Annotated in this window: 22 protein-coding genes, 1 tRNA gene and 1 pseudogene; 17 read left to right on the plus strand and 7 right to left on the minus strand. The window is 31.6% G+C overall.

The features are described from left to right. Positions 1 to 101 precede the first annotated feature (101 nt). The 5 genes from mnmA to K324_RS0104105 all read right to left on the minus strand — a co-directional run bounded on the left by mnmA (position 102) and on the right by K324_RS0104105 (position 5,897). On the minus strand, positions 102 to 1,211 hold the full coding sequence (mnmA, locus tag K324_RS0104085; protein ID WP_026748044.1) for a tRNA 2-thiouridine(34) synthase MnmA: 1,110 nt from the start codon (positions 1,209 to 1,211) through the stop codon (positions 102 to 104). A gap of 57 nt (positions 1,212 to 1,268) precedes the next feature. Beyond that, positions 1,269 to 2,147 carry a glycosyltransferase family 2 protein gene (locus K324_RS0104090; RefSeq protein ID WP_026748045.1) on the minus strand — a complete coding sequence of 293 codons (879 nt, stop codon included), beginning with the start codon at positions 2,145 to 2,147 and terminating at the stop codon, positions 1,269 to 1,271. A 35-nt stretch (positions 2,148 to 2,182) separates the two neighbouring features. Continuing rightward, positions 2,183 to 3,643 (minus strand): lipopolysaccharide biosynthesis protein, encoded by a 1,461-nt coding sequence (locus tag K324_RS0104095; RefSeq protein ID WP_026748046.1) that lies wholly within the window; start codon positions 3,641 to 3,643, stop codon positions 2,183 to 2,185. Between the two features lie 15 nt (positions 3,644 to 3,658). Continuing rightward, positions 3,659 to 4,639, minus strand: a complete 981-nt coding sequence (locus tag K324_RS0104100; RefSeq protein WP_026748047.1) for a KpsF/GutQ family sugar-phosphate isomerase — start codon at positions 4,637 to 4,639, stop codon at positions 3,659 to 3,661. Positions 4,640 to 4,775: 136 nt separating this feature from the next. Next, positions 4,776 to 5,897 carry a mannose-1-phosphate guanylyltransferase gene (locus K324_RS0104105; RefSeq protein ID WP_026748048.1) on the minus strand — a complete coding sequence of 374 codons (1,122 nt, stop codon included), beginning with the start codon at positions 5,895 to 5,897 and terminating at the stop codon, positions 4,776 to 4,778. Positions 5,898 to 6,149: 252 nt separating this feature from the next. Here K324_RS0104105 and hisS point away from each other — a divergent pair, with 252 nt between their 5' ends. The 8 genes from hisS to K324_RS0104145 all read left to right on the plus strand — a co-directional run bounded on the left by hisS (position 6,150) and on the right by K324_RS0104145 (position 13,355). Continuing rightward, positions 6,150 to 7,385 (plus strand): histidine--tRNA ligase, encoded by a 1,236-nt coding sequence (gene hisS, locus K324_RS0104110; protein ID WP_026748049.1) that lies wholly within the window; start codon positions 6,150 to 6,152, stop codon positions 7,383 to 7,385. Positions 7,386 to 7,431: 46 nt separating this feature from the next. Beyond that, a complete protein-coding gene (gene aspS, locus K324_RS0104115; RefSeq protein WP_026748050.1) occupies positions 7,432 to 9,213 on the plus strand; it encodes an aspartate--tRNA ligase in 1,782 nt (593 codons plus the stop codon). Positions 9,214 to 9,238: 25 nt separating this feature from the next. After that, positions 9,239 to 9,451: a zinc-ribbon domain-containing protein gene (locus K324_RS0104120; RefSeq protein WP_026748051.1), complete on the plus strand. Its 213-nt coding sequence runs from the start codon at positions 9,239 to 9,241 to the stop codon at positions 9,449 to 9,451. A gap of 360 nt (positions 9,452 to 9,811) precedes the next feature. Then, the gene (locus tag K324_RS0104125; RefSeq protein ID WP_026748052.1) at positions 9,812 to 10,216 is read left to right on the plus strand and encodes a hypothetical protein; all 405 of its coding nucleotides are present in this window, start codon (positions 9,812 to 9,814) and stop codon (positions 10,214 to 10,216) included. 328 nt (positions 10,217 to 10,544) lie between these two features. Continuing rightward, positions 10,545 to 10,940, plus strand: a complete 396-nt coding sequence (locus tag K324_RS0104130; protein WP_026748053.1) for a YbgA family protein — start codon at positions 10,545 to 10,547, stop codon at positions 10,938 to 10,940. Further along, positions 10,924 to 11,292: a TIGR02328 family protein gene (locus tag K324_RS0104135; RefSeq protein ID WP_026748054.1), complete on the plus strand. Its 369-nt coding sequence runs from the start codon at positions 10,924 to 10,926 to the stop codon at positions 11,290 to 11,292. The genes K324_RS0104130 and K324_RS0104135 overlap by 17 nt, the downstream gene beginning before the upstream one ends. A 287-nt stretch (positions 11,293 to 11,579) precedes the next feature. Further along, on the plus strand, positions 11,580 to 12,134 hold the full coding sequence (locus K324_RS0104140) for a peptidylprolyl isomerase (RefSeq protein WP_269473212.1): 555 nt from the start codon (positions 11,580 to 11,582) through the stop codon (positions 12,132 to 12,134). Positions 12,135 to 12,152: 18 nt separating this feature from the next. Beyond that, positions 12,153 to 13,355, plus strand: a complete 1,203-nt coding sequence (locus tag K324_RS0104145) for an argininosuccinate synthase (RefSeq protein ID WP_026748056.1) — start codon at positions 12,153 to 12,155, stop codon at positions 13,353 to 13,355. Between the two features lie 132 nt (positions 13,356 to 13,487). On the opposite strand, the gene K324_RS15970 is transcribed toward K324_RS0104145, so the two are convergent. Next, on the minus strand, positions 13,488 to 13,670 hold the full coding sequence (locus K324_RS15970; protein ID WP_169720563.1) for a hypothetical protein: 183 nt from the start codon (positions 13,668 to 13,670) through the stop codon (positions 13,488 to 13,490). Positions 13,671 to 14,115: 445 nt separating this feature from the next. On the opposite strand from K324_RS15970, the gene metF reads away from it, so the two are divergent. The 9 genes and pseudogenes from metF (at position 14,116) to K324_RS0104195 (ending at position 23,875) form a co-directional block, all read left to right on the plus strand. Beyond that, positions 14,116 to 14,991 carry a methylenetetrahydrofolate reductase [NAD(P)H] gene (gene metF / locus K324_RS0104155; RefSeq protein WP_026748058.1) on the plus strand — a complete coding sequence of 292 codons (876 nt, stop codon included), beginning with the start codon at positions 14,116 to 14,118 and terminating at the stop codon, positions 14,989 to 14,991. A gap of 137 nt (positions 14,992 to 15,128) precedes the next feature. Beyond that, positions 15,129 to 15,941: a pyridoxine/pyridoxal/pyridoxamine kinase gene (gene pdxK / locus K324_RS0104160; RefSeq protein WP_026748059.1), complete on the plus strand. Its 813-nt coding sequence runs from the start codon at positions 15,129 to 15,131 to the stop codon at positions 15,939 to 15,941. Between the two features lie 314 nt (positions 15,942 to 16,255). Beyond that, a complete protein-coding gene (sufC, locus tag K324_RS0104165; protein WP_026748060.1) occupies positions 16,256 to 17,002 on the plus strand; it encodes a Fe-S cluster assembly ATPase SufC in 747 nt (248 codons plus the stop codon). A gap of 28 nt (positions 17,003 to 17,030) precedes the next feature. Continuing rightward, complete coding sequence (gene sufB, locus K324_RS0104170; protein ID WP_026748061.1) at positions 17,031 to 18,443, plus strand: Fe-S cluster assembly protein SufB; 1,413 nt, start codon at positions 17,031 to 17,033, stop codon at positions 18,441 to 18,443. A 36-nt stretch (positions 18,444 to 18,479) separates the two neighbouring features. Further along, positions 18,480 to 19,607, plus strand: a complete 1,128-nt coding sequence (gene sufD / locus K324_RS0104175) for a Fe-S cluster assembly protein SufD (RefSeq protein ID WP_026748062.1) — start codon at positions 18,480 to 18,482, stop codon at positions 19,605 to 19,607. 93 nt (positions 19,608 to 19,700) lie between these two features. After that, complete coding sequence (locus tag K324_RS0104180; RefSeq protein ID WP_026748063.1) at positions 19,701 to 20,906, plus strand: SufS family cysteine desulfurase; 1,206 nt, start codon at positions 19,701 to 19,703, stop codon at positions 20,904 to 20,906. Between the two features lie 43 nt (positions 20,907 to 20,949). Next, positions 20,950 to 21,390 carry a Fe-S cluster assembly sulfur transfer protein SufU gene (sufU, locus tag K324_RS0104185; protein ID WP_026748064.1) on the plus strand — a complete coding sequence of 147 codons (441 nt, stop codon included), beginning with the start codon at positions 20,950 to 20,952 and terminating at the stop codon, positions 21,388 to 21,390. Between the two features lie 189 nt (positions 21,391 to 21,579). Continuing rightward, positions 21,580 to 22,291, plus strand: a pseudogene (locus K324_RS15425) (IS5 family transposase). Between the two features lie 414 nt (positions 22,292 to 22,705). Continuing rightward, complete coding sequence (locus tag K324_RS0104195) at positions 22,706 to 23,875, plus strand: IS110 family RNA-guided transposase (protein ID WP_026748066.1); 1,170 nt, start codon at positions 22,706 to 22,708, stop codon at positions 23,873 to 23,875. Positions 23,876 to 24,360: 485 nt separating this feature from the next. Here K324_RS0104195 and K324_RS0104200 read toward each other — a convergent pair. Further along, positions 24,361 to 24,438: transfer RNA gene (locus K324_RS0104200), tRNA-Asn, on the minus strand. Positions 24,439 to 24,710: the final 272 nt, after the last annotated feature.

Here is a 24,710-nt window from a genome sequence, read left to right on the forward strand (position 1 = left end):
TATTTGAGAGGAGGAGAATGTCCGATTAGGGAAGTTTTGAAAGAAATATCACAAAGTAAAATATTTTAAAAAAAGCAGTCAAAAAAGATTTGTTGTGGTATTTAATGACTGCCCCTATATTTTTTACTCTGTCTTATTTCGCCGCCACCAACAATTTCATTGTCCAAATAAAATACAATGTGCTGTCCTTCTGAATTTTCGTGAGTTTTTTCATCAAACTCAAAAATTATCCTATTTTCATTACTTTCTTCACTTTTTAAAATTTTCAACTCTCCAGCCAATCCTTTTGAAGAGAACCTCGGACGTGCAGTTAATTTTTTTCCGACTATTTCTTTTAAATCATAATGAAATTTACAATTTATCACTTCTATTTCCTTTATTAGCAATTCATCAAAATCTCCCACAACAACCTCATTTGTTTCAGGGCGAAGCTCAAGCACAAAAAACGGCTTTCCTAAATTAAGCCCCAGTCCACGCCGCTGCCCAACTGTGTAAAACTGATAACCTATGTGTTCTCCGATAATTTTACCATTTTTATCCACAAAATTTCCCTTTTTTACATCATTTCCGAGCACTTTTTTCAAAAATGGAATATATCCGTTGGGAGCAAAGCAGATTCCTTGGCTATCGGGCTTATTATGAGTGTGAATACCATTTTGTCTTGCGATTTCACGAACTTCTGATTTTTCATATTCTGAAAGTGGAAATAAAAATCTTTCCACAACATCTTTATCCAGTCGATAAAGCATATAAGTCTGATCTTTTCTGTTATTTTTATCCCATAAAAGCATATTATTCTTACTAACTTTTGAATAATGCCCTGTCGAAATGTATTTTATTCCCATTTTATCAGCGAATTCTACGAGTTTTTTTATCTTTACCTTTTCATCGCAAATTACACAAGGTGAAGGTGTTTTTCCAGCATTGTACATCTTTATAAAATATTCCATTACATCCTTTTTAAATTCTTCCACAACATTTAGGACATAATGAGGAATTCCCAAAGTGTAGCACGTATATCTTGCATCATTTATATCATCAAGGGAACAGCACGTTTTTCCAGGATTTTCTGAAAGTTCATCAGGCAAATGCTTTAACGTAACTCCTATAACTTCATAGCCTTGCTGTTTCAATAAAAGAGCAGCGACAGAACTATCTATGCCGCCACTCATTCCAACTACTACCTTTTTATCATCTAATTTTTTGTTCATTTCGTATTTCTTTCTCTTTCCTAAATTTCTAACTTCTATGTTTCCAAACTTAAAATCTTATTTTTTATTTTTCTCTTTTTGCCACATATATTCCCCGATTCCTAAAGCAAAAATTAAAAACAATTTATTTTTATTTTCTTTAAATATTTTTCCAAGTTTATATCCTGCTGCCCTGCAAAATTTGTAATAAACAGCATTATTTAGAACTTTCTGCTTAAAAGACAAATTTTGGGTATTGATTTCATTATGATAAAGAGCCTGTCCTTTCGGATTTCGCAGCAGTAAATTATTGTATTTTGCTGTCAATCCATCTTCCTGATATTCCTTTATCTCAATTTTCTCATTTACATAAACCATTTTATACTTTTCACAAATTCTATTATAGACAACAGCCTCAGTAATAAATTTTTCATCATCAAAAACTGGAAATTTATATTTTTTTATAATTTCAGTCCGAAACATAAGCCCTTTATCGCCCTTAACGCTATATTTATTGTAAATATCAAACTGTGTTGAAATCATATCTTTTTCTGGAAAACTAGAACCTATAACTTCTCCATCTGGATAAGTTGATAAATACCCCATTCCCGCAATATCACTATTTTTTTCATATTTTTTCCAATATTTCAAAATAGTTTCAAGACCATTTTCGACATATTCATCATCAGAATCAAGGCATATAAAAAGCTCTCCATTTGCTTTATCAGTTGCGAAATTATACGCTCGCTGTTTACCTCCGTTTTCCTTAAAATAATACTTTATATCCAGCTTTTTTTCACTCAAAAATTCTTCTACCTTCTCTTTAGTTCCATCAGCAGAGCCATCATCTACAATAAGCCACTCAAAGTCCTTGTAAGTCTGTTTTTGAAGTGATTTATACAATTTTTCAAGCAGTTCTTTTCGATTAAAAGTTGGTGTAAAAATCGTAAATTTCATTTTTTATTTCCCCTTATTTTTCAAAACTTTAAAATTTAACGTTTTATAATTTTTCTTTTTATTCCATTCACAAGATTTGCAATTTTAGCGTAAACTTCCCTATTTACAAGCAATTTCGTAACTATTGCCAAATAAACTATTTTCAAGCCAAATTTCATCCACGAAAGCTGATCATTTGACAAATAAAATATTACAGGATTTACAATAATTATGAAATATAAAAATAATTTTTTATAATTAAACGAAATCTTATATTTTTTCCTTATAATCATCATTTCCATTATTGCTCTAAATAAAAAAGCAAGTAATGTTGTCCACGCCGCAATAATAGGCCCAATTTCTGGAAATTTTGGTATAAAAATTATATTTCCAACTAAATTAAATATCATTGCAAACATTGTAAAATAAAAAATGTATATACTATCTTCGTGAAAATGGAAAAAATAATCAAGGCAAAATAACGCCTGAATTACAATTCCAGCCAAAATTAACGGCATATAATTTATCGCCTGATGATAACTTTTTGGAAATATCAATTTTATTCCTTCTGGAGCAAACAACTGTGCAATTACACAGGCAAAGGAAATAATTGCAATAAAGTTTTCCACACTCCGTGTTATTCTCGGATTTGTCCTATCCTCCTTCATCGCCTCATAAAACTCTGGCGTCCAGCTGTTTACAAAAGAACCTGTAACAACCGATAAAACTCTTCCCCCAGTAAATGCAAGTGTATACCCTCCAACTACCGCAAGAGAAACAAATTTTGCCAAAACAAGTCTATCGCTCAAATTTACAACCTGATCCGTAAGCTCAATAAAAATCAGCGGTAATCCATTTCTTAGCGAATATTTCACATAATCAAAATTCAGCTTAAATCTAAATTTCCCAAAATAATCCTTAAAATAGAACAGAAATACTATAAGCAACGCAATTAAATTTGCAAACTGGTTTCCAAAAACTCCCCATTTTAAGTATTTTATAAAGTAAATTGCCAGAATATAAGTTGTAAAAAGGCTTACAACACTTCCTATCGCAACTTTCATATACATTCTCTTCATTCTGAACAAAGTTGTCGAAAGATTGTTAAAAGCGTTCGTTGTAGCAATTAAGACGCTGACAATTATCAAAGGATAGTAACTTACCTTGCTTAAATCAACTATATATGAAAACAACTTTTGTGCTGCCGGTGTAAATAAAAAAATATAAGTAAGTACATTAAAAACTATTATAATCAAAGTTGAAGAAAACATATAGCTTCCAAACTCATCTTCACTTTCCTTCAAATCTACATATTTCTTCATCTGAGCATTATAAAGCCCCAGCCCCAGAATCACCGTAAACAATGAAGTAATCGGAGCCAACGTTCCCACAATCCCAAATTCTTCCTGTGTCAGTAACCTCGTTATTATCGGCAAAAATATAAATGAACCCATCTTTGTAACTAGGTTCATAAGAGAATAAACCATTGTACCCTTCAATAAATTTTTATTATCCATTCAAAAAAATTCCCCTTATCTTAATCCTATTAAATCGTGCACTCTTATTAAGCCCACAACATTCCCATTTTCCACAACTGGCAATACATTAATCTGGCTTTTTCTATTTTCCATCAGATGAAGTGCATCGAGAGCCATCGCATCTTTCTCAATCGTTACTGGTGTGGAAATCATAATGTCGGAAGCCACATAATCAAAAAATTTCTCCTTATGTTCCAATGCACGCCGAATATCACCTTCTGTTATGATTCCAAGCAGTTTTCCATTTTCAAGTCCTGTATCTGAAATACACACAGCTCCTAATTTTTTCTTTGTAAGAACCATTAATACATTTTCAATTTTTTCATCTTCTTTTACAACTGGCAGTTCGTCTCCAATGTGCATTAAATCTGAAACATGTAATAATAACCGTTTTCCAAGACTTCCTCCTGGATGATATTTAGCAAAGTCGTTTTCTGTAAAATTCTTTAATTTCATAAGGCATACGGCAAGTGCATCTCCTGTCACAAGTGTTGCTGTAGTTGAACTCATCGGAGCTTGCCCCAACGGACACGCTTCCTTTTCCACCCCGACATTAATCGTCAGTTCCGCATATTTCCCTAATGTAGAATTAGGATTTCCAGTAAATGCAACAATTTTTCCTCCAATTTTTCTTATTGGTGCCAAAATGCTTAATACCTCATCTGAATTTCCGCTGTTTGAGATTGCAATTACAACATCTCCATCGCTAATCATTCCCAAATCACCGTGAAGTGCCTCTGCTGCATTTATAAATACTGCTGTTGTACCAGTCGAAGCAAGTGTCGCTGTAATTTTTTTCCCAATTATTCCAGACTTTCCAATTCCTGTCACAACAACTTTATTATTATTTTTCAATTCCAAAATCATTTGAACTAACTTTTGAAAATTATCTCCCAGCTTATTTTTTAATTTTTCCAGTTCCGCAATTTCAATGTCAAATACATTTTTAGCTTCTTTTATAATATCTATTTCCATTTTTAGTTTTGCTCCCTTTATTCAATAAATATTTTTATTGATGTTTTTTTATTATGTCCGAATTTTTTTATATTAAACTAATATAACTTTAAAATAACACTAAAGTTCAAGTAAAATAGTCAACTATTATCTTGGACTACTTATTTTGCATCTCAATTTTATTCAATATTTTCTTAACTTCCTGACTTTTATCCTTATGGCAGACAAGCAAGGCATCCTTTGTATTTACAATAACAATATTTTCTAGTCCTATTGTAGCGATAATTTTATCATTTTCCTTATTAATTACAATATTTCCTTCTGATTCAATCTGCTCAAAATGATTAGCTTGCACAACGTTGCTATCCTTGTCCTTTGGAAAAATATCCTCAAGCGACTTGAAATTTCCAACATCATTCCAGTCAATGTCAACTGGAATCACGCTCACAGATTTTGTATGCTCCATCACTCCAAAATCTATCGAAATTTTTTCAAATTTCTCAAATTCACCCTTTACAAAATTACTTAATTTCTCCCCATAAACTTCATTCAAATCTACATTTTCCAGCATTTTTTCAATATTTTCCAAAATAGTCTTGTGTGTTTCCATATATTTTTTTATTTCATGTAAAATAAATTCCGTTTTCCAAAGAAACATTCCACTATTCCAAAGATAATTCCCCTGCTCAATATATTTTTCAGCCAGCTCCTTATTAGGCTTTTCCCTAAATTTTTTCACTTTATACGACTTGAATTTTCCTTTATTTTCACAATTATTTTTATTGTCTTTTGTTTTTTTTCTATCTACATACTCAATATATCCGTACCCAGTTTCCGCATAAGTAGGCTTAATTCCCAACGTAACAATCTTATTTTTCTCAGCCTCCTGAAATGCAAACTCCAAGCTGTCCAAAAATTCCTTTTCCTTCTTAATCAGATGATCCGACGGTAAAACAGCCATAATGCTATTCTCATAAATTTTTCTGATAATACAGGCTGCGTATCCGATACAAGCCGCCGTATCCCTAGCCATTGGCTCAAAAATTATATTCCTGTCAGCAATCTCAGGAAGTTCCTTTTTTATTATATCAAAATATTTAATATTCGTGGAAATAAAAATCCTCTCTATCGGAATAAGCTCCTTTATCCTGTCAATCGTTTCCTTTATCATAGTTTTTTTCGACACAAGATCCAAAAACTGCTTCGGCTTCTCATTCGTAGACAACGGCCAAAATCTCGTTCCACTTCCCCCCGCCATAATTAAAGCTACCTTATCCATAACTTTCTCCCGTTCTTCAATTAATTTTTATTTATCATCCTACTTTTTATCTATTCTTTTTTAGCTATTTTTTCAATTAAAAGTATAACATAATTTATTTGTTTTATCAAAAAGAATATTCATAAAATATTATTTGAATACTTGAAGATAAATTCAAAATAAATGTTGATAATAACTTACATTTTTTGATATAATATGAGAAGATAAATTTTTAATTGCTAAAATTGTATGTGATGAAAGGATAAATTAAGAATGATTAATGTTTTAAAGGGAATGAAAGATAGATATTCTGATGATGTAAAAAAATATGACTTAATTGTTGATACAGCAAAAAATGTATTTGAAAAATATGGATTTGAGCGAATTATAACACCTATTCTGGAAGAAACTGAGCTTTTTAGACGTGGTGTTGGAGATGAGACGGATGTTGTTTCAAAGGAAATGTATGAGTTTACAGATAAGGGAAACAGAAACGTTACAATGCGTCCAGAAGGTACTGCCGGAGTCGTACGTGCCTATTTGGAAGCAGGCTTTCACAAATCTTCCCCAATCGTAAAATGGTTCTACAATGGTCCAATGTACCGTTACGAAGCCCCTCAAAAAGGAAGATTTCGAGAATTTCACCAAATGGGAATTGAAATGTTTGGAGTTCGTTCCGCTTACCTTGATGCAGAAATTATCCGAATGGGATGTGAATTCCTTGAAAAGCTGGGAATTACTGGACTGACTGTGGAAATAAACAGTCTTGGAAATATTGATTCAAGAAAAAAATACATTGATGATTTAAAAGCATTTATGGAAAAAAGACTGGATAAACTTAGTGACGACTCAAAACGAAGATACACAACAAATCCTCTAAGAGCCTTGGATTCAAAAGACAAAGGCGATCAGGAACAATTTATAAACGCTCCAAAATTATACGACTATCTTGACGAAGAAAGTAAAAATTATTTTGAAGATACAAAAAAATATCTTGAATTGATGAATATTAATTATGTAGTAAACGACAAGCTGGTGCGTGGACTTGACTATTACTCAGATATAGTTTTTGAAATAAAATCTAATAAATTAGGCTCGCAAGCAACTGTACTAGCTGGAGGACGTTACGACAGACTCCTTGAAATACTTGGAAATGCAAAAGTCCCAGGAATAGGTTTCGCTGCTGGAATGGAAAGAATTGCAATGCTTATGGATGAAAATTTGATTGCAAAAGAAGAAAACAAAATTTACGTTATTTATTTTGACGAAACAAAAGAATATTTTGTAAAAATAGTTGAAGAACTGCGAAAAAATGGAATAAAAGTTAATTTTGACTACAATCCAAAAAGTTTTGGAGCCCAAATGAAAAAGGCAAACCGTGAAAATGCAGACTATGTATTGATTTTAGGAGAAGATGAACAAAAAGAAAATGTAGTTACAATGAAGAAATTTAGTACAGGAGAACAAGAAAAATATAAATTAGAAGAAATTATTAAACTTTTAAAATAAAAAGAGAAAATTTTGTAAAAAAGAAAAATTGAAAGGAAAAATGAAAATGTACAGAAATTATAAATTAAATGAATTAAGAATAGAAAACATCGGAGAAGAAGTTATTTTATCTGGATGGGTTTCAAAAGTTAGGGATTTGGGGCATTTCACATTCATTGATTTGAGAGATAGATACGGAATTACTCAAATTTTAGTGAATGAAGAAGTTTCAGGAAAAGAGCTTTTTGAAGAAGCTAGAAAATTAAAAAATGAATGGGTTATAAAAGTTACTGGAAAAGTTGCTGAAAGAAGCAGCAAAAATAAAAATATTTCTACTGGAGATATCGAAGTTGAAGCAAAAAACATTGAGATTTTGAGCCGTTCTAAGCAATTACCGTTTGAAATTGATGAAACAGGAAATCTTAATGAAAATATGCGTCTAACTTACAGATATCTCGATATAAGACGTCCGAGAATGTTAAATAACATTATAAAAAGAAATAATATGCTGTTTTCAATTAGAAAATTTATGAATGAAAATGGATTTTTAGATATTGACACTCCTATTCTAGCAAAAGCCACACCTGAAGGAGCGAGAGATTTCGTTGTTCCAAGCCGAATAAATAAAGGCGACTTTTACGCCTTGCCGCAATCTCCACAGTTATTTAAGCAAATCCTTATGGTATCGGGTGTTGATAAATATTACCAGCTTGCAAAATGTTTTAGAGACGAGGATTTAAGAGCCGACAGACAGCCTGAATTTACTCAATTGGACTTGGAAATGTCGTTTATTGAGCAAGAAGATATTTTAAATGTGACAGAAGCACTTGCAAAACAAGTATTTAAAGATGTTACTGGTATTGAAATTACTGAAAATTTTGAAAGAATGAGTTATGATGATGCAATGAATTTTTATGGTTCAGACAAGCCTGATTTAAGATTTGACATGAAATTGATTGATTTATCCAAAGAAACAGAAAATTGTGGATTCGGAGTATTTGAAAATGCAATAAAAGATGGGGGAAATGTAAAAGCGATTGTTGCTCCAAATGCTGAAAAATTCTCAAGAAAATACATCAAAGATTTAGAAGACTTTGTAAAGACATATTTCAAAGCAAAAGGGCTAGCTTATATCAAAATTAATGAAGATGGCGAAATTAATTCTCCAATTGCCAAATTTTTTACAGAAGAAAAATTAGCTGAAATTACTCAAAAATTAGGAATTAAAAATAACGAAATCGCTTTAGTTTTAGCTGATAAATACAAAATTGTTCACGACGGACTGGGAGCATTAAGGCTAAAACTGGGAGAAGAACTGGAATTAATTAACAAAGATTCATTCAAATTCCTATGGGTAGTTGATTTCCCAATGTTTGAATGGAGCGAAGAAGAAAACAGATACAAGGCTCAACATCATCCGTTTACTTCAATAAAGCAGGAAGACAGAAAATATCTTGATTCAAATGAACTTGATAAAATAAAGACAGATTCCTACGATATGGTTCTAAACGGTTATGAAATCGGTGGAGGAAGTATCAGAATTCACGAAGAGGAATTACAGGAAAAAGTGTTTGAAAAATTGGGGCTTAGCAAAGAAGAACAGCAGGAAAAATTTGGCTTCTTTCTGGAAGTGCTAAAATACGGAGTACCGCCACACGGAGGACTTGCCTTCGGAATCGACAGATGGCTTATGGCAATGTTAAAGGAAAACTCTATAAAAGAAGTAATCCCATTCCCTAAAACAAATAAAGGACAGGATTTGATGACAGGAGCTCCTGCTGAAATTGAAGAAAATGTACTTGCAGACGACTTAAGACTAAAATTACTGGAAATTGAAAAAGAAGATTAATTTATTGAAAGGGGAATTATTTAAAATGATTATAATATTTGGAACGAAAAATAAAATAAAAAATCTAGGTGTGGTAGGAAGATATGAATGTTCCCGATGCCACAACGTATCTGATTTACAGTTTATAAGCACACAACAATGGTTTACACTATTTTGGATACCTATATTCCCAATAAGCAAAAAACAGGAATTTATGCAATGTCCGATTTGTCATCAAGCCTATCAGGTTCCTAAATAAAAGTTATTTATAGAAACTGTTTCGACACTAAAAACGAAGCAGTTTTTTGTTATTTCTCAAATATAATGGGTTGAATATAAGTTATAAGATTTATCATAGTAAAATCATCTTAAAACTGAACTTTGAAGTTATGACTATTTTATTTACAGCTCCAAGATTATTTAATTTTATTTCAATTTTAGTGATATTTTGGAATATATTCATATTTTTTTATCTTGCTATTGGATTTATTGATTAATTTTGGATGTATTTTTAATAAAAATTTACATTATTTTCCTAAAAAATAGAAAAATCAAAGAAAATATGATATACTATTATAGATAAATTATAATAAAAATGAAATCAAGGAGGAAATTTATTATGAAAAAGAGTATGTTTGTATTATTTATTATGTCTATGGTGGCTTTTGCAGAAGGTACAGAAATAAAAAAGGTACATACTAAAACTGCGAAGTTGGAAAAAGATTCATATTGTAATATTCCGAAGGTATACAGTGATTTTAAGAAAATTAATGAAAAAGATTATAAAGTGGATGTGGATTTTGAAAAATGTGTATTTGATGGGGAAACTTACAACAATGTAAAAGTGAGTGTTCTTATTCAAGATACTGAAAAAACTGAAAAATATTTGAAAAAATATAAATATATGCATTTGAAAGCTGGAAGAAATCTGGTTTACAATGCAAAAGATAACAACTATTATTATGACGGTTCTTGGGCATTTAATAATGACAAGGCTTATCCAACAGTATTCGATGGTAAATAAATTATATATAAATTTAGAACGGCAGTTTTGTTAAATTGCCGTTTTACTAATTTTTGAGGTTAGATTTTATAGCAAAACTTCTTTAAAATCAAACTCAAAAGCTATGACTATTTTACTCAAACCCTAAATTTACTATAATTTTTAGTAGTTCAATTTTAAATGGGTTGGAATATACTTAATAAATTATTTTGACGACAAATGCATGAAGATTAGATTAAATTTTTAATACTCGCAAACATAGAAAAAATAGCTATTAAAAAATTAACTAACGAAAAATTGAAAGGAGATCAACTATAAATATCTTGAAAGAAGGGCTGATGTGAACCACATGAATAAAAAAAAAGAATGCGAAGAACTATGGGCAAAAAATAAATATTATGTGTTAAGCAAATCGCATAAAGTGTACTTAGAAATAAGAAAGTATTTGAAAGAAAAAGAAATTGATATTGTATTTATTAATGAAAGAATACAAAAAGTAAGGAATATGAAAGAAAGTAAAAAAGATTTTAGTAATGCAATTCTTCATTTATGGGGATATTTCAAAAAAAAAGCAACGAAGCTCGAAAAACAAGGATTATTTAACATACTGGAAGAATATATGGGAGGGAGAAATAATCAGAAATCTGTAATTGAATATATCAATACTTTACTAAAGAAATATCCAAATAAATATTTACAAGAATCTACTTTATTAACAGGAGAAAAAGATGAGACTATGGCATGAACAAATTATTCATCTATTGCCTAAAAACCAGCTTCTTGGTCAACATAGAGAATGTTGTGCGCTTAGGGGAAATGGATGGAAAAAGAAACATAAAACAGTAGATTATGTATTTTTATATTCTCCATATTATTTATTTGTTTATCATTCATTGGTTATGGATGAAATGGAAAACAGAGGGTATAAAGTTTCTAAAGAATGGAGAGATAAGAATTATAGGGGAAAGAAAGCAGAAAATTACAATAATCTTGAAGAAAAAATTATAGATAGCCCGATTTACAAAGAGCATGATAATGAATATTTAGTTGAGTGTATCGAAAACTTGCGAAAAAAAGGGATTAAATTGGAACTATAAAAGTTTTGATCGTTTTAACTACTACAACTCATTGTCCCACAAGGGAGACACGAGCCAATGATTCTTGTAATAATTTTTAGATAACAAAAACAGCTGTGAAAAGAGAATTATTTTAAAATCTTATTCAAAAATCCTCTGCAATATGATAAAATGTATTTAGATTTTTAAAGCTAGATTTAAAATTAAGTGTTAATAAATCTTTCTTTAAAACATAAAATATATATTGAAATGAAAGGAGATGTATGATTAAAAGAGTATCATTACTTATGTTATCAATTCTAATGATGATGACTGTTGCTGTGCAATCATACAGTAAAGAGTATAGGATGAAAGTGAAAATTATTACTGCAAAAGGTGATATTAATATTAATTTATTACCTGACAAATCGCCTGTAACTGTTGCTAATTTTGTAAATTTGGCAAAAAAAGGGTACTATAACGGATTAACATTTCATAGAGTTATTGAAAACTTTATGGCTCAAGGTGGAGATCCAAATGGAACAGGAACAGGAGGGCCGGGATACCAATTTGAAGATGAAGTTGATAATGGGCTGAACTTTTCTAAAGCTGGTAAACTGGCTATGGCAAATGCTGGGCCAGGAACAAATGGAAGCCAGTTTTTCATTACGACTGTGCCAACAGAATGGTTAAATGGAAATCATACTATTTTTGGAGAAGTTGTATCAGATACTGATTTGGCTGTTGTTAAAAAACTATCTAACGGAGATGTGATGACAAAAGTTATAGTTGAAGGTGACGTTGACGCTTTCTTAAAAACTCAGAAAAGTAGAGTTGACAGCTGGAATAAAACATTGAAGCAAAATTTTCCAAATAAATTTTAATTGAAGGGAAACAGGAAGATGACAAAAGAAAAAGTAGTTTTAGCGTATTCAGGTGGGCTTGATACGTCAATTATCATACCTTGGCTAAAAGAACATTATGATTTAGAAGTAATTGCGTGCTGTGTGGATGTTGGACAGGACGAAGATATGGAAGCTGTGAAAGTAAAAGCCATCGAATCTGGTGCTTCCAAAGTTTATGTAGAAGATAAAAAAGATGAATTTGTAAGAGATTATGCTTTCCGTGCCTTAAGAGCGGGGGCAGTTTATGAAAATAAATATTTATTAGGAACTTCATTTGCACGTCCTTTAATTTCTAAAGCGTTAGTAGATGTTGCCCATAAAGAAGGTGCAACATATATTTGTCACGGATGTACCGGGAAAGGAAATGATCAGGTTAGATTTGAAACTGGAGTATTTTCATTGGATCCGACATTAAAAATAATTGCACCTTGGAGAATCTGGGATATTTCCTCAAGAGAAGATGCAATTGACTACGCACAAAAAAAAGGTATAAAAATAAGTGTAACAAAAGAAAAAATTTATTCAAGAGATCAGAACTTATGGCATATTTCCCATGAAGGTGGAGATATTGAAGGCCTTGAGAATGAACATAAGGAAGATATTGTCTATATGATGACGACTCCTCCTGAAAAAGCACCAGATAAACCAACTTATGTAGATATTACATTCGAGCAGGGATGGCCTGTAAAAGTTGACGGAAAAGCATTGGAGCCAGTGGAATTATTAAGAAAATTAAATAAAGTTGCTGGAGAAAATGGTGTCGGAGTAATTGATATTGTGGAAAACAGACTGGTTGGAATGAAATCAAGAGGAATTTATGAAACACCAGGTGGAACATTGCTGATGGAAGCACTAAAAGAGCTGGAAACTTTAATTTTTGACAAGGATACATTTGAGTTTAAAAAACTTGTTTCACAAAAATATGCAAGCATAGCCTATTCTGGACAATGGTTTACACCACTTCGTGAAGGACTTGACGCATTTGTAGACGAAACTTCAAAAAATGTAAACGGTACAATAAAATTGAAATTGTACAAGGGAAGTATAAAAATCGCTGGAAGATTCACTGATTTTGCATTATATGACGAGGAAATCTCTTCATTTGGTGCAAGTGAGCTTTACAGCCATAAGGATGCGGGAGGATTTATAAAATTATTCTCACTTCCAAACAGAATTAGAGCTTATAAAAAACATAAATAAAATTAACTGGAGAATTCCTGAAAATAATAATTTTGGGAGTTCTTTTTTAATATTTCTCATTTTTTCAAAAAAGAAGCGAATCCCAAAAATTCCACTTCCAAACACAACAATCCATTTCACAAAAATTACAAATTAAAAACGATTTCCATCTCTATCTTCACAACAGACATTTCTATCGCATTTTTCATAACATCTTACTCCTTTTTCTTCCCATCTTTCATTTACTCTTTTCCAATAACTTGGACTAAACAGCTCACAGCTCACCACACTCAGTCCCAATAAAATTACAGCAAAAATTTTAAACATATTTTTCATAACATTCAACTAAATTATTTTTTGGATATTTTGATTAGTAAATATTTTTTCATATTACTCTGTTTTTTCTTTTTTATTTTCGTAGGATTGCTCATTGCCACAAATCCTACAACCTATGGCCAGACTCCGACTTTTATTTATCCAACTCCTTTCAGTCGTCAGACAGTCGTAGTTGAACAAATAAAAGCTCCGTCGGTTTATTAAAACTAAAATAACCTAAAATGTAAGCTTAGAGAATATTTTAATTAAATGATTAAAGAATAATTTTCAATTTTCAAATGAATTGACTATAACTAAAATTTATTACAAATAAAAACCAAAAAATATAGTTAAAAAATTTACAAAATAGATTTTTTATAGTACAATATACAAGAAATAGTTAAGAACAAATAGAAATTTTTAGAAACAGTAAATAGATAAGAATATTTTAAAGCAGGAGGTTTTAATGAGAATAAAAGATATGTTTGAGAAAAAGGAACATTTAATTTCCTTTGAAATTTTTCCGCCAAATAAGAATTTTTCTGAGGAGAAATTAAAGAATGTTACGGCTGAACTGGCGGAATGCAAGCCTGATTTTATCAGTGTTACGTATGGTGCAGGTGGAAAGACTAAAGGTGGGACTATTGAAATGGCTTCACACATCAAAAATAATTTGAAAACGGAAGTTTTGGCTCATTTGACTTGCGTTGGAAGTAAAAAAAGCGAGATTCACGATTATTTGCAGGAAGCAAAAAATCACAATATAAAAAATATTTTGGCACTTCGTGGAGATGTGCCGCAAGGTGAAACGGAAGAAATTTATAACAAGGGGGATTATAAATATGCTTCTGAACTAATTAGCGACTTGAGAAAAAACAGTGAATTTAATGATTTTTCCATTGGCGGGGCATTTTATCCTGAAACTCACTATGAAAACAATGATTTAGTAGATTTATTCCATTTAAAAAATAAAGTTGAGGCTGGAACAGATTTTTTGGCTTCCCAGATGTTCTTTGACAATGATGTTTTTGTAAAATTTAAGGAGCAAGCAGAAAAACTAGATATAAAAGTACCTTTAGTTGCAGGAATTATGCCAGTTACAAATGCAAAACAAATAAAAAGAATTATAGAGCTGTCAAAATGCTCTGTACCTCACAAATTAGATAAATTATTGGAAAAATACGGAGATAATCCAGAATCTATGAAAAAGGCTGGAATAATGTACGCAAGTGAACAAATTATAGAATTATTAGCTTATGGAATCAAAGGAATTCATATTTATACAATGAATAAACCTGAAATAGCAAAAGAAATTATGAAAAATATTGAATTTGCAAGATAAATTTTAAATATTTATTTAACAAATTAATTTTTGAAATATTTGATTATATAACCATTTTTATTTATTTTTTTTTATAAAAAAAGGTTATTGATAATTTAAAACTGAAATAATTAAAATATAAAACAGGAGGTACTAAAATGTCTATAAAAAAAGTATTAACAATTGCAGGATCTGATACAAGCGGAGGAGCTGGTATACAGGCGGATCTGAAGACGTTTCAGGAAAGAGGAGTGTATGGAATGAACGCTCTGACAGTTATTGTTACAATGGATCCTAGAAATAGCTGGGCTCATAAAGTTTTTCCCATCGAATTGAATGTCATAAAAGAACAGATTGACACTGTTATAAATGGAATTGGAGTGGATGCATTAAAAACTGGAATGCTTCCGACAGTGGAAATTATTGAATATGTAGGCTCTATTTTAAAGGATTTGAAAAATCCGATTGTGATAGATCCCGTTATGGTTTGTAAAGTTAGCAGCGGTTCTACTGAAAACCTTTTTCCAGAAAATGTGATTGCAATGAAAAATCAGTTATTACCTTATGCAACTGTTGTTACTCCAAATCTATTTGAAGCAGCACAACTAGCTGGAATGGAGAAAATTGATACGCTTGAGGAAGCAAAGGAAGCCGCCAAGAAAATATGTGATTTAGGTGCCAGAAACGTTGTTATAAAAGGAAGAAAATTTTTTGCTGGAGAAAAATCAATCGACTTCTTATATGATGGAAAAGATTTTGAATTTTTTGAATCTGAAAAAATCAACACAGAATGGAATCACGGTGCAGGGTGTACTTTCTCCGCTTCAATCACAGCAGAACTGGCAAAAGGTGCCACAGTAAGCAAAGCAGTAGCCACTACAAAAAAATTAATCACAGAAGCCTTGAAACAATCCTTTAAGTTAAATGATTATACTGGGCCATTGAATCATAAGGCATTTGCTGTGAAATGATAAAAATATAATTTTTGAAAAGTATTCTCTTTATATAAGAGAGTGCTTTTTTTTATAGAATTAACCGTTATTTGAAGGTGAAATATCGAAAAGATTAATAAGTAATTCAAAGAAGAAATAATAAATCATTTTCATAATTGATTTTATTACAATTTTTTGATAGAATATATAAGCGTAATTTGATTTGATAAACAAATAAATTTATGATAAAATCAGTTTAGGAACTGAATGTAAAAATTTGAAATTTTTTGCTCAAACTTTATATTTAATTTAGTTTGGGTATATTTATAAAATATTTTGGAGGTAAAATTAACATGAGTTTGTTAGAATTGAAAAATGTAAAATCTGAAGTAGAAGGGAAAGAAATTCTGAAGGGATTGAACTTAACCATAAATAAAGGGGAAGTGCACGTGATTATGGGGCCTAATGGGGCTGGAAAATCTACACTTGCAAGTATTCTTGTGGGGCATCCGAAACATGAATTAGTTGATGGAGAAATTATTCTAGATGGAGAAAATATTAATGAGGATGCTGTGGATGAAAGAGCTAAAAAGGGGATTTTCTTATCGTTTCAATATCCTGAGGAAATACCAGGGCTTACTGTGGAGGATTTTTTGAGAACGGCAAAAGAGGCTGTTACTGGGGAAAAACAATATTTAATGAAGTTTCACAATGAATTGGTGGAAAAAATGGAAAAACTTCACATTAATCCTGAATATGCAGACAGACATTTAAATGTTGGTTTTTCCGGTGGAGAAAAGAAAAAGAATGAAATTTTACAGATGGCAGTTTTAGAGCCAAAATTGGCTATTCTGGATGAAACTGATTCTGGACTTGATATTGATGCGACAAAAGTTGTATTTGAAGGAGTCCAAAAATTAAAAACTAAAGATACAGCTTTACTTATAATTACACACTATGATAAAGTTCTTGAATATATGAAGCCTGATTTTGTTCATATTCTGATGGATGGAAAAATTGTTAAGACAGGTGGACAGGAATTAGTGGAAAGCATTGAAAAAGATGGTTATGCTAAAATGAAGAAAGACTTGGGATTATAATTAATACAGGATAGAAAGTGTGGGAAGAATGGAAAATAGAAAAAAAACGTATGTTGCAGACATTGAACGTGGTGTCTATGATATAAAAGATGAAGGACATTACAGATATAAAGTTGATAAGGGGCTTACAGCGGAAATTATTAATAAAATTTCAGATAGAAAAAATGAACCTGATTGGATGAGAGAATTTAGATTGAAGGCACTGGAAGTTTATGATTCAAAGCCAATGACTGATTGGGGGCCAGATTTGTCAGATCTTGATATAAATGATATTGTGCATTATTTAGAGCCTGATTCAGCACCGATGAATGAAAACTGGGATGATGTGCCAAGCTATATAAGAGAAACTTTTGACAGACTTGGTATTCCTGAGGCTGAGAAGCAATCACTTGCAGGAGTGGGAGCACAATATGACTCTGAGGTGGTTTATCACAGCATTCATAAGGATTTGGAAGAGCAAGGGGTAATTTATACAGATATTGAAACTGCTATTGTGAAATATGAGGATATGCTGAAAGAACATTTTATGAAATTGATTTCAATTAATGATCATAAATTTGCCGCATTGCACGGAGCAGTATGGTCAGGTGGTTCTTTCATTTATGTACCAAAAGGAGTAAAAGTAAAAATGCCACTTCAATCGTATTTTAGATTAAATGCGCCTGAAGCTGGACAATTTGAGCATACACTTATAATTGTAGACGAAGGAGCCGATTTACACTTTATCGAAGGATGTTCAGCACCAAAATACAAAAAAAATGTCTTACATGCTGGAGCTGTAGAGCTGATTGTCAAAAAAGGAGCAAGATTAAGATACTCAACCATCGAAAACTGGTCAAGAAATATGTATAACCTGAATACCAAAAGAGCATTAGTTGAAGAAGATGGTGTTATAGAATGGGTATCTGGATCATTTGGATCAAGAGTTTCCATGCTTTATCCAATGAGTATCTTAAAAGGCAATCGTTCAAGATGTGAATTTACAGGAGTTACATTTGCAGCGGCTGGACAATATCTTGACACAGGATGTAAAATTATTCATCAAGGAAAACAGACTAGCTCGACAGTTCACTCAAAATCAATTTCAAAAAATGGAGGAACAGCTTTTTACAGGGGGCTTTTAAAAGTATTGCCAGAAGCAACAGGAGCAAGATCAACTGTGGAATGTGAATCGCTGATGCTAGATAATCTGTCAAGTTCAGACACTATACCAATAATTGATATAAATAACGACAGCGTAGATATTGGGCATGAAGCAAAAATTGGGAGAATAAGCGATGAAGCGATATTTTACCTTATGTCAAGAGGTATAAGCGAAGATGAAGCAAAGGCGATGATTGTAAGAGGATTTGTTGAGCCGATTTCTAAGGAGCTTCCGCTTGAATATGCTGTAGAGCTTAATAAATTGATAGAGCTGGAACTGGAAGGAACTATTGGATAATTTAAAGACATTGCTTAAAAAATGAGAGGAGTAAAAATGTTAGAAAAATCAAGCATACAAAATCTTGATAACAGTGATTACAGATTAAAAATTTTTGAAGAATATAAAACACTTGAAAAAGTTAATTGGAAAAGGGTTGGCTATAAATATGAGGAGCCTGAAATTTTTAAGGAATTTAATAATCTGGAAGTTAAAAATGAAAATCAAGATGGAGTTGTTATAAAAAATATAAATGATTCACTACATGAACTTGAAAGATTAAAAAACGATAATGATTATGGATTGGGAGATTTTTTCAAGAAACAGAACTTTGCTTTTTATAATGAAGGTAAATATTTGAAAATAAAAGAGAGAAAAACTGTTGAAAAGCCAATTTACTTAAATTATCGTGCAAATAAAGAAAATAATTTTCTAGTTGACTACAATGTTATTGAAGTGGAAGATTTTGCAAAAGTTACAGTAATAATTACTTATGATTCAGAAGATGATACACCAGTTTATCACAATGGGATTATAAAAGTGTTTACAGGACGAAATGCAGAAGTAAAAATTATAAAAATACAAACTTTAAATACAAATAGTTCCAATTTTGAATCATCTAAGATAGAAACTTTGGAACAAGGGAAAACTCAATATTACAGCGTTGAACTAGGTGGAAAGATTAATGCAATAAGCCATAAATCTTATCTTGAAGAAGATTCAGCAGAAGTTTATGTATGGCCTGCATACCTTGCTGATGAAGACAGAAAACTGGACTTGGAATACTCTGTGGTTTTCCGTGGACGTAGAACAATTGGAGAGCTTCAAGGAAGAGGGGCTGTAAAAGATACGGCTAAAAAAGTATTTCGTGGAAACCTTTACTTTAAGCAAGGTTCTAGTAAGTCTGAAGGACGTGAAGGGGAATTTGCAATTTTACTAAATGATAAAATAAAAGCTGATTCTATTCCAACATTATTCTGTAGCGAAGATGACGTTATCGGAGAACATGCCGCTTCTGTCGGAAAAGTTGATGAATCAAAATTATTTTATCTAATGAGCCGTGGACTTTCTGAAGGAAGGGCAAAAAAATTAATAGTAGAATCTTCATTCCGTCCGATAATGGATAACATTGATGATGAAAAGTTAAGAGAAAAATTATTTGAAGAACTGGAAAGAAGAATTTAAAAGAAAAATAAAAAAATGTGAATTTGAAAAAATACCCACAAAGTGATATAATTTCTGTATTGCTTGTGGGTAAAATTGTATAGGGAGGGAAAAATGGACTATAGAAAAGAATTTCCAATATTTAAGAATAGAAATAATCACTATCTTGATACAGCGGCAACTTCACAAAAGCCTAAAAGAGTGTTGAATAAAATTATGGAATATTATGAAAAGTATAATGGTAATCCAGGGCGTGGCTCGCATACCTTGTCTATGGAAGCCTCAAACTTGATGGCAAACGCACGTAAAACTGTACAGAAGTTTATTAATGCAAAATATTCAGAAGAAATAATTTTTACAAAAAGTACGACAGAATCAATCAATCTGATAGCCTATTCTTACGGGCTGGAATTTATAAACGAAAACGACGAGATAATTCTAGGAATTTCAAATCATCACGCAAACATTGTCCCTTGGCAGTTTGTTGCTAAAAAGAAAAATGCTAAGATAAAATTTGTTTATCTGACTGAAAATGGGCAGTTTGATATTGAAGATTTTAAAAATAAACTGTCAGATAAAACAAAACTTATAGCTATTTCTGCTGTGGTAAATGTTACAGGAGTTATTCAACCAATAAAGGAAATTATTGAAATTGCACGAAATAAAAATAAAAATATACGTATTCTTGTGGATGCTGCACAGTCGATGATACATTTTAAACATGATGTTCAAGAACTGGATGCAGATTTTCTTGTATTTTCAGGACATAAATTATTTACTCCAATGGGAATCGGAGTTATGTACGGGAAAAAGGATATTCTTGATAAAATGCCGCCTTTTTTATACGGTGGAGATATGATTGAGTTTGTGACAGAACAGGAATCAACGTTTGCACCACTTCCAAATAAGTTTGAAGGCGGTACTCAAAATGTAGAAGGTGCAGTAACTTTGGAAGAAGCAATTAATTTTATTGAAGAAATTAGTTACGAAAAAATTAATGAAATTGAAAATTCCCTTACGAAAATTGCTTTAGAAAAATTTAAAAAACTAGATTTTGTGGAAACTTATTTTACAAAAGATGTTGAAAGTGCTGGAATTATCGCCTTTAATGTAAAAAATGTGCATTCTCACGATGTGGCATTTATACTGGATTCTTACGATGTAGCAGTCCGTTCAGGGCATCATTGTGCACAGCCTTTAATGAAGTATTTAGGAGTGCCTTCGTGCTGCCGTGCAAGTTTTAGCATTTACAACAATGAAGAGGATATTGATAAACTGATAGAAGGACTTTTAAAAGTGAAGGAAGTTTTTGAATTATAGGAAAAATAAATAAAAAGAGAAAAATTTGAAAAGGAGGTTTAATATGAATTTAGAAAAAATATATCAGCAGACAATACTAGAATACAGCAGACGTAAGGAGCTAAACCGTGAAATTGAAAATCCGACATTTGCAGAACGTGGGCATAATCCAAATTGTGGAGATGACTTGACACTTGAAATAAAAATTGATGAAAATAATGTAATTACAGATGCCGCATTTATTGGAAGCGGATGTGCTATTTCAACTGCTTCGATGGCTATGCTGATTGACTTGGTAAAAGGGAAGACAATGGAAGAAGCAAAGGAAAAAGTAAATTTGTTTTTCAAAATGATGAAGCAGGAAGAAAAATTGACAAGTGAAGAAAGTAAAAAATTAGGAGATGCTGTTCTTATGGAATACGTGGCTCAAATGCCTGCAAGAGTAAAATGTGCGACACTTAGCTGGCATTCATTAAAAGTAATTGTGGATAAGAGTGAAAAGTAGAATAATAATATAAAAAAGCTGTTTAATAAACCAACTCCAAAAAGTTGGACAAAAAATTTAACTAGGGCATGTCTGAAAACCCTAAAATCAGTGATATTTTTAATGATTATAAAATAGAATACTCATAGTTAGTTGAAACATTGCTACCATATCTGTTACAATAAAAGAAAAGTCATAGGAGGACTTTTCATGCAAAGAAGATATGAAGTTTCAGATGAACAGTGGAATAAAATAAAACATATGTTTCCTAAAGCTAAAACAAGACGTCCAGGCCTGATGTTTAATGCTGTCCTTTGGATTACCTGCAGTGGTGCACCCTGGAGAGATCTTCCCAAACGTTTCGGTTCTTGGAAAACTGTGTATTCACGTTTTTGCAAATGGCGTGATGAAGAAATTCTTCACAAGGTATTTGAACATTTGAAAAAAGATGCCGCCTATGAGAACCTTAGTATTTACTCAACAGCAGTTAGAGCTTATCAAAGCAGTGCAGATTCAAAAAAGGGGCAGAAAATTCAGAAGTAAATCAGCATATTGGCATAAGTTCAGGTGGAAAAACAACCAAAATCCATGCAGTTGTAGACGAACTAGGAAACCCGGTATACATCAAGCTGACTGCAGGGCAAATTCACGACAGTACACAGGCCATTGAAATATTGTTAAACATAAAGGGAGGCAATATACTTGCAGACAAGGCATATGGAACGCAGGAAATACGAAAATACATAGAGGACCAGGAAGCTAAATACACGATACCCCCGAAATCCAATACAAAAGACAAGTTGTGGAATGCTTTTTCAACAGGCTTAAACAGTACCGCAGAATAGCGACACGTTATGATAAGCCGACAACTTCGTTTATGAATTTTATTTATATGGGTTGCATAATGATTTTAATAAAATAAGTTTAAGTAATCATTAAAAATATCACCGATCCAAAGTTTTCAGACATGCCCTAATTAATAAGGATTAATTTCTATATAAAGCAGAGGTTAATCCTTTTAATTTCTTGTATGATAAATATATAAATAATTATATAAAATACCACACACTCCTTTCTTTATATTTCTTATTTTTTTCTTTTCTGTTCCTATTGCTTTTCTCTTCCCTTATTTTGTATAATTATTTTAGGGAAACTGCGGACTTTTTATTTTTCTTAAGGAGCTCTCGCTACTTTTCAATGGAGATTATTGCCGCTGTTTTATCTTTAACCCTTATAGTTGGATAAGTTTTTAAATTTTTATGTTTAGCAAGAATGCGCCTGATAAAACTTTGCGGTTCCTACAGTTCCCCTATTTCTTCTTAAAGGATGTGATCTTATGTTTTTTTTAGGCATTGATATCGCCAAGCTCAACCACGTTGCTTCCCTTGTTTCTGACAACGGAAATATCGTTTTTTCTAATTTTATGTTCAAAAACACTCTTGAGGGCTTTCTTTCCTTAATTGATAAAGTAAAGTCCATCCCTAAAGATGACATTGTTATTGCTCTTGAATTTACTGGACACTATTCTGACAATTTTGTTAATTTCTTCTTTAACAAAAAGTTTAATGTCACTCTAGTCAATCCTGCAAATGTCGCCAATTTTAGAAAATCTTATGGAAGGGATTCTAAAAACGACAGGATTGATTCCATCAATATCGCTAAAATGCTGCTTTCCCGTGAATACTCTCTCGTTACACAGAGCGATATTGAATATCTTTCATTGAAAAAACTCAACAGAATCAGAGATTCCCTTGTCAAGCAGAAAAGTAAATGCAAAATTTTGCTGTCCAGAAATCTCGATTCCATATTCCCTGAGCTTCACCTGCTGCCTTCAGGCATCCATTCTAAAGCTGTCTATGCCCTTTTGAAGAAATATCCTTCTTCAGAAGAAATAGCTGCCTTAGGAATTGATGTTTTAACAAATATTTTAAAAACTAATTCCAGGGGGCATTTCTGTGAAAAGACTGCCTGTATTATCAAAAGTCAGGCTAAATCTTCTGTCGGTTTCGAGGACATCTCCTTAAGTTTTCATATTTCACAGCTGATTTCCTCTATTGAGCTGCTGGAAGAGCAGATAAGGAATACTGAAAAGCAGATCAATGCCATCATTGAAAAGCTTAAACCTGTTATCCTGTCTATTCCTGGCATAAGCAATGTTGCCTGTGCCTGCATTCTGGGAGAAATCGGAAATATATCAAGATTCCGTTCCCCTTCAAAGCTATTAGCATTTGCAGGCTTAGATCCTAAAGTCAGACAGTCAGGGCAGTTCAGAGCCTTATCATGCCGAATGTCAAAACGTGGCTCAAAATATTTACGATATTCCCTAATCTACACTGCCTGGAATGCTGTCCGAAACAATGAAGTTTTCAGTAATTACTATGCTCTTAAACGTTCACAGGGGAAAAATCATTACAAGGCACTGGGGCATGTTGCCCATAAGCTTGTAAGAGTTATTTACAGACTTATGAAAGATAATATTCCATTTGATGCTGAGCAGCTTATTTAAAAAAACTATACAAAATATCTAAGAAAATCTATTTTCAATAGGTTAATTTAAATTCGCCCAAAATTCAAGATCAAAAATTTTAAAATTTTTTTTAAAAAAGGCTTGACAATTCATAGTTGATCTCCTTTATTTATTTTTATAGTCATTTGTAAAAACCTAAAAAAATTCAAGACTTTTTCAACATATATATAATGATTTTTCTCCAATTTAAAGGTACAATTTATTACCACACAAACTTACCCAAAAAGAGAATTATCATGCCTAAATTTAATCCGAAAATGTCTCTTTCCGTCTATTCAATTTTCTCTTTTCCAGTCAATTTTTTATTCTTTTGTCAGTTTAGTGAAAAAAACTACACCTCCTATCTTGTCGTATCCAAGATTCCGGGTGCAGTTCAATACCTATATAATCCATTTATCAAAAACATCAACTGATAATCAATTCATGTACCTAAAAGCGGATTTACTTTTCCTGTAAATAAAAAATGGCGTCCCCGGTTGGACTCGAACCAACGGCCCTCTGATTAACAGTCAGATGCTCTAACCGGCTCGAGACACAAGGGCTTGACAATTCATAATCTCCTTTTTTATTATTCTTTTAGTCATTTGTAAAAGTCTAAAATTTCTAATAATTACAATGCTTTTACAGTTCTAATTTTTACTATTTTTCTCCAGTATTTTTGTTATAAAATTTTAATATTTTAGATAAAAACACTATATTTATTGAGTTTTTATATTATTACTTTTACAATCGCCTATATTATTCCTTACTGATACTATAACATAAAAAAATTTGATTTTTGTGTATTTATTATTATTTTTATATTTTAAAATTG

This window comes from Leptotrichia trevisanii DSM 22070 (genome assembly GCF_000482505.1).
In the GTDB taxonomy this organism is placed as follows: domain Bacteria; phylum Fusobacteriota; class Fusobacteriia; order Fusobacteriales; family Leptotrichiaceae; genus Leptotrichia; species Leptotrichia trevisanii.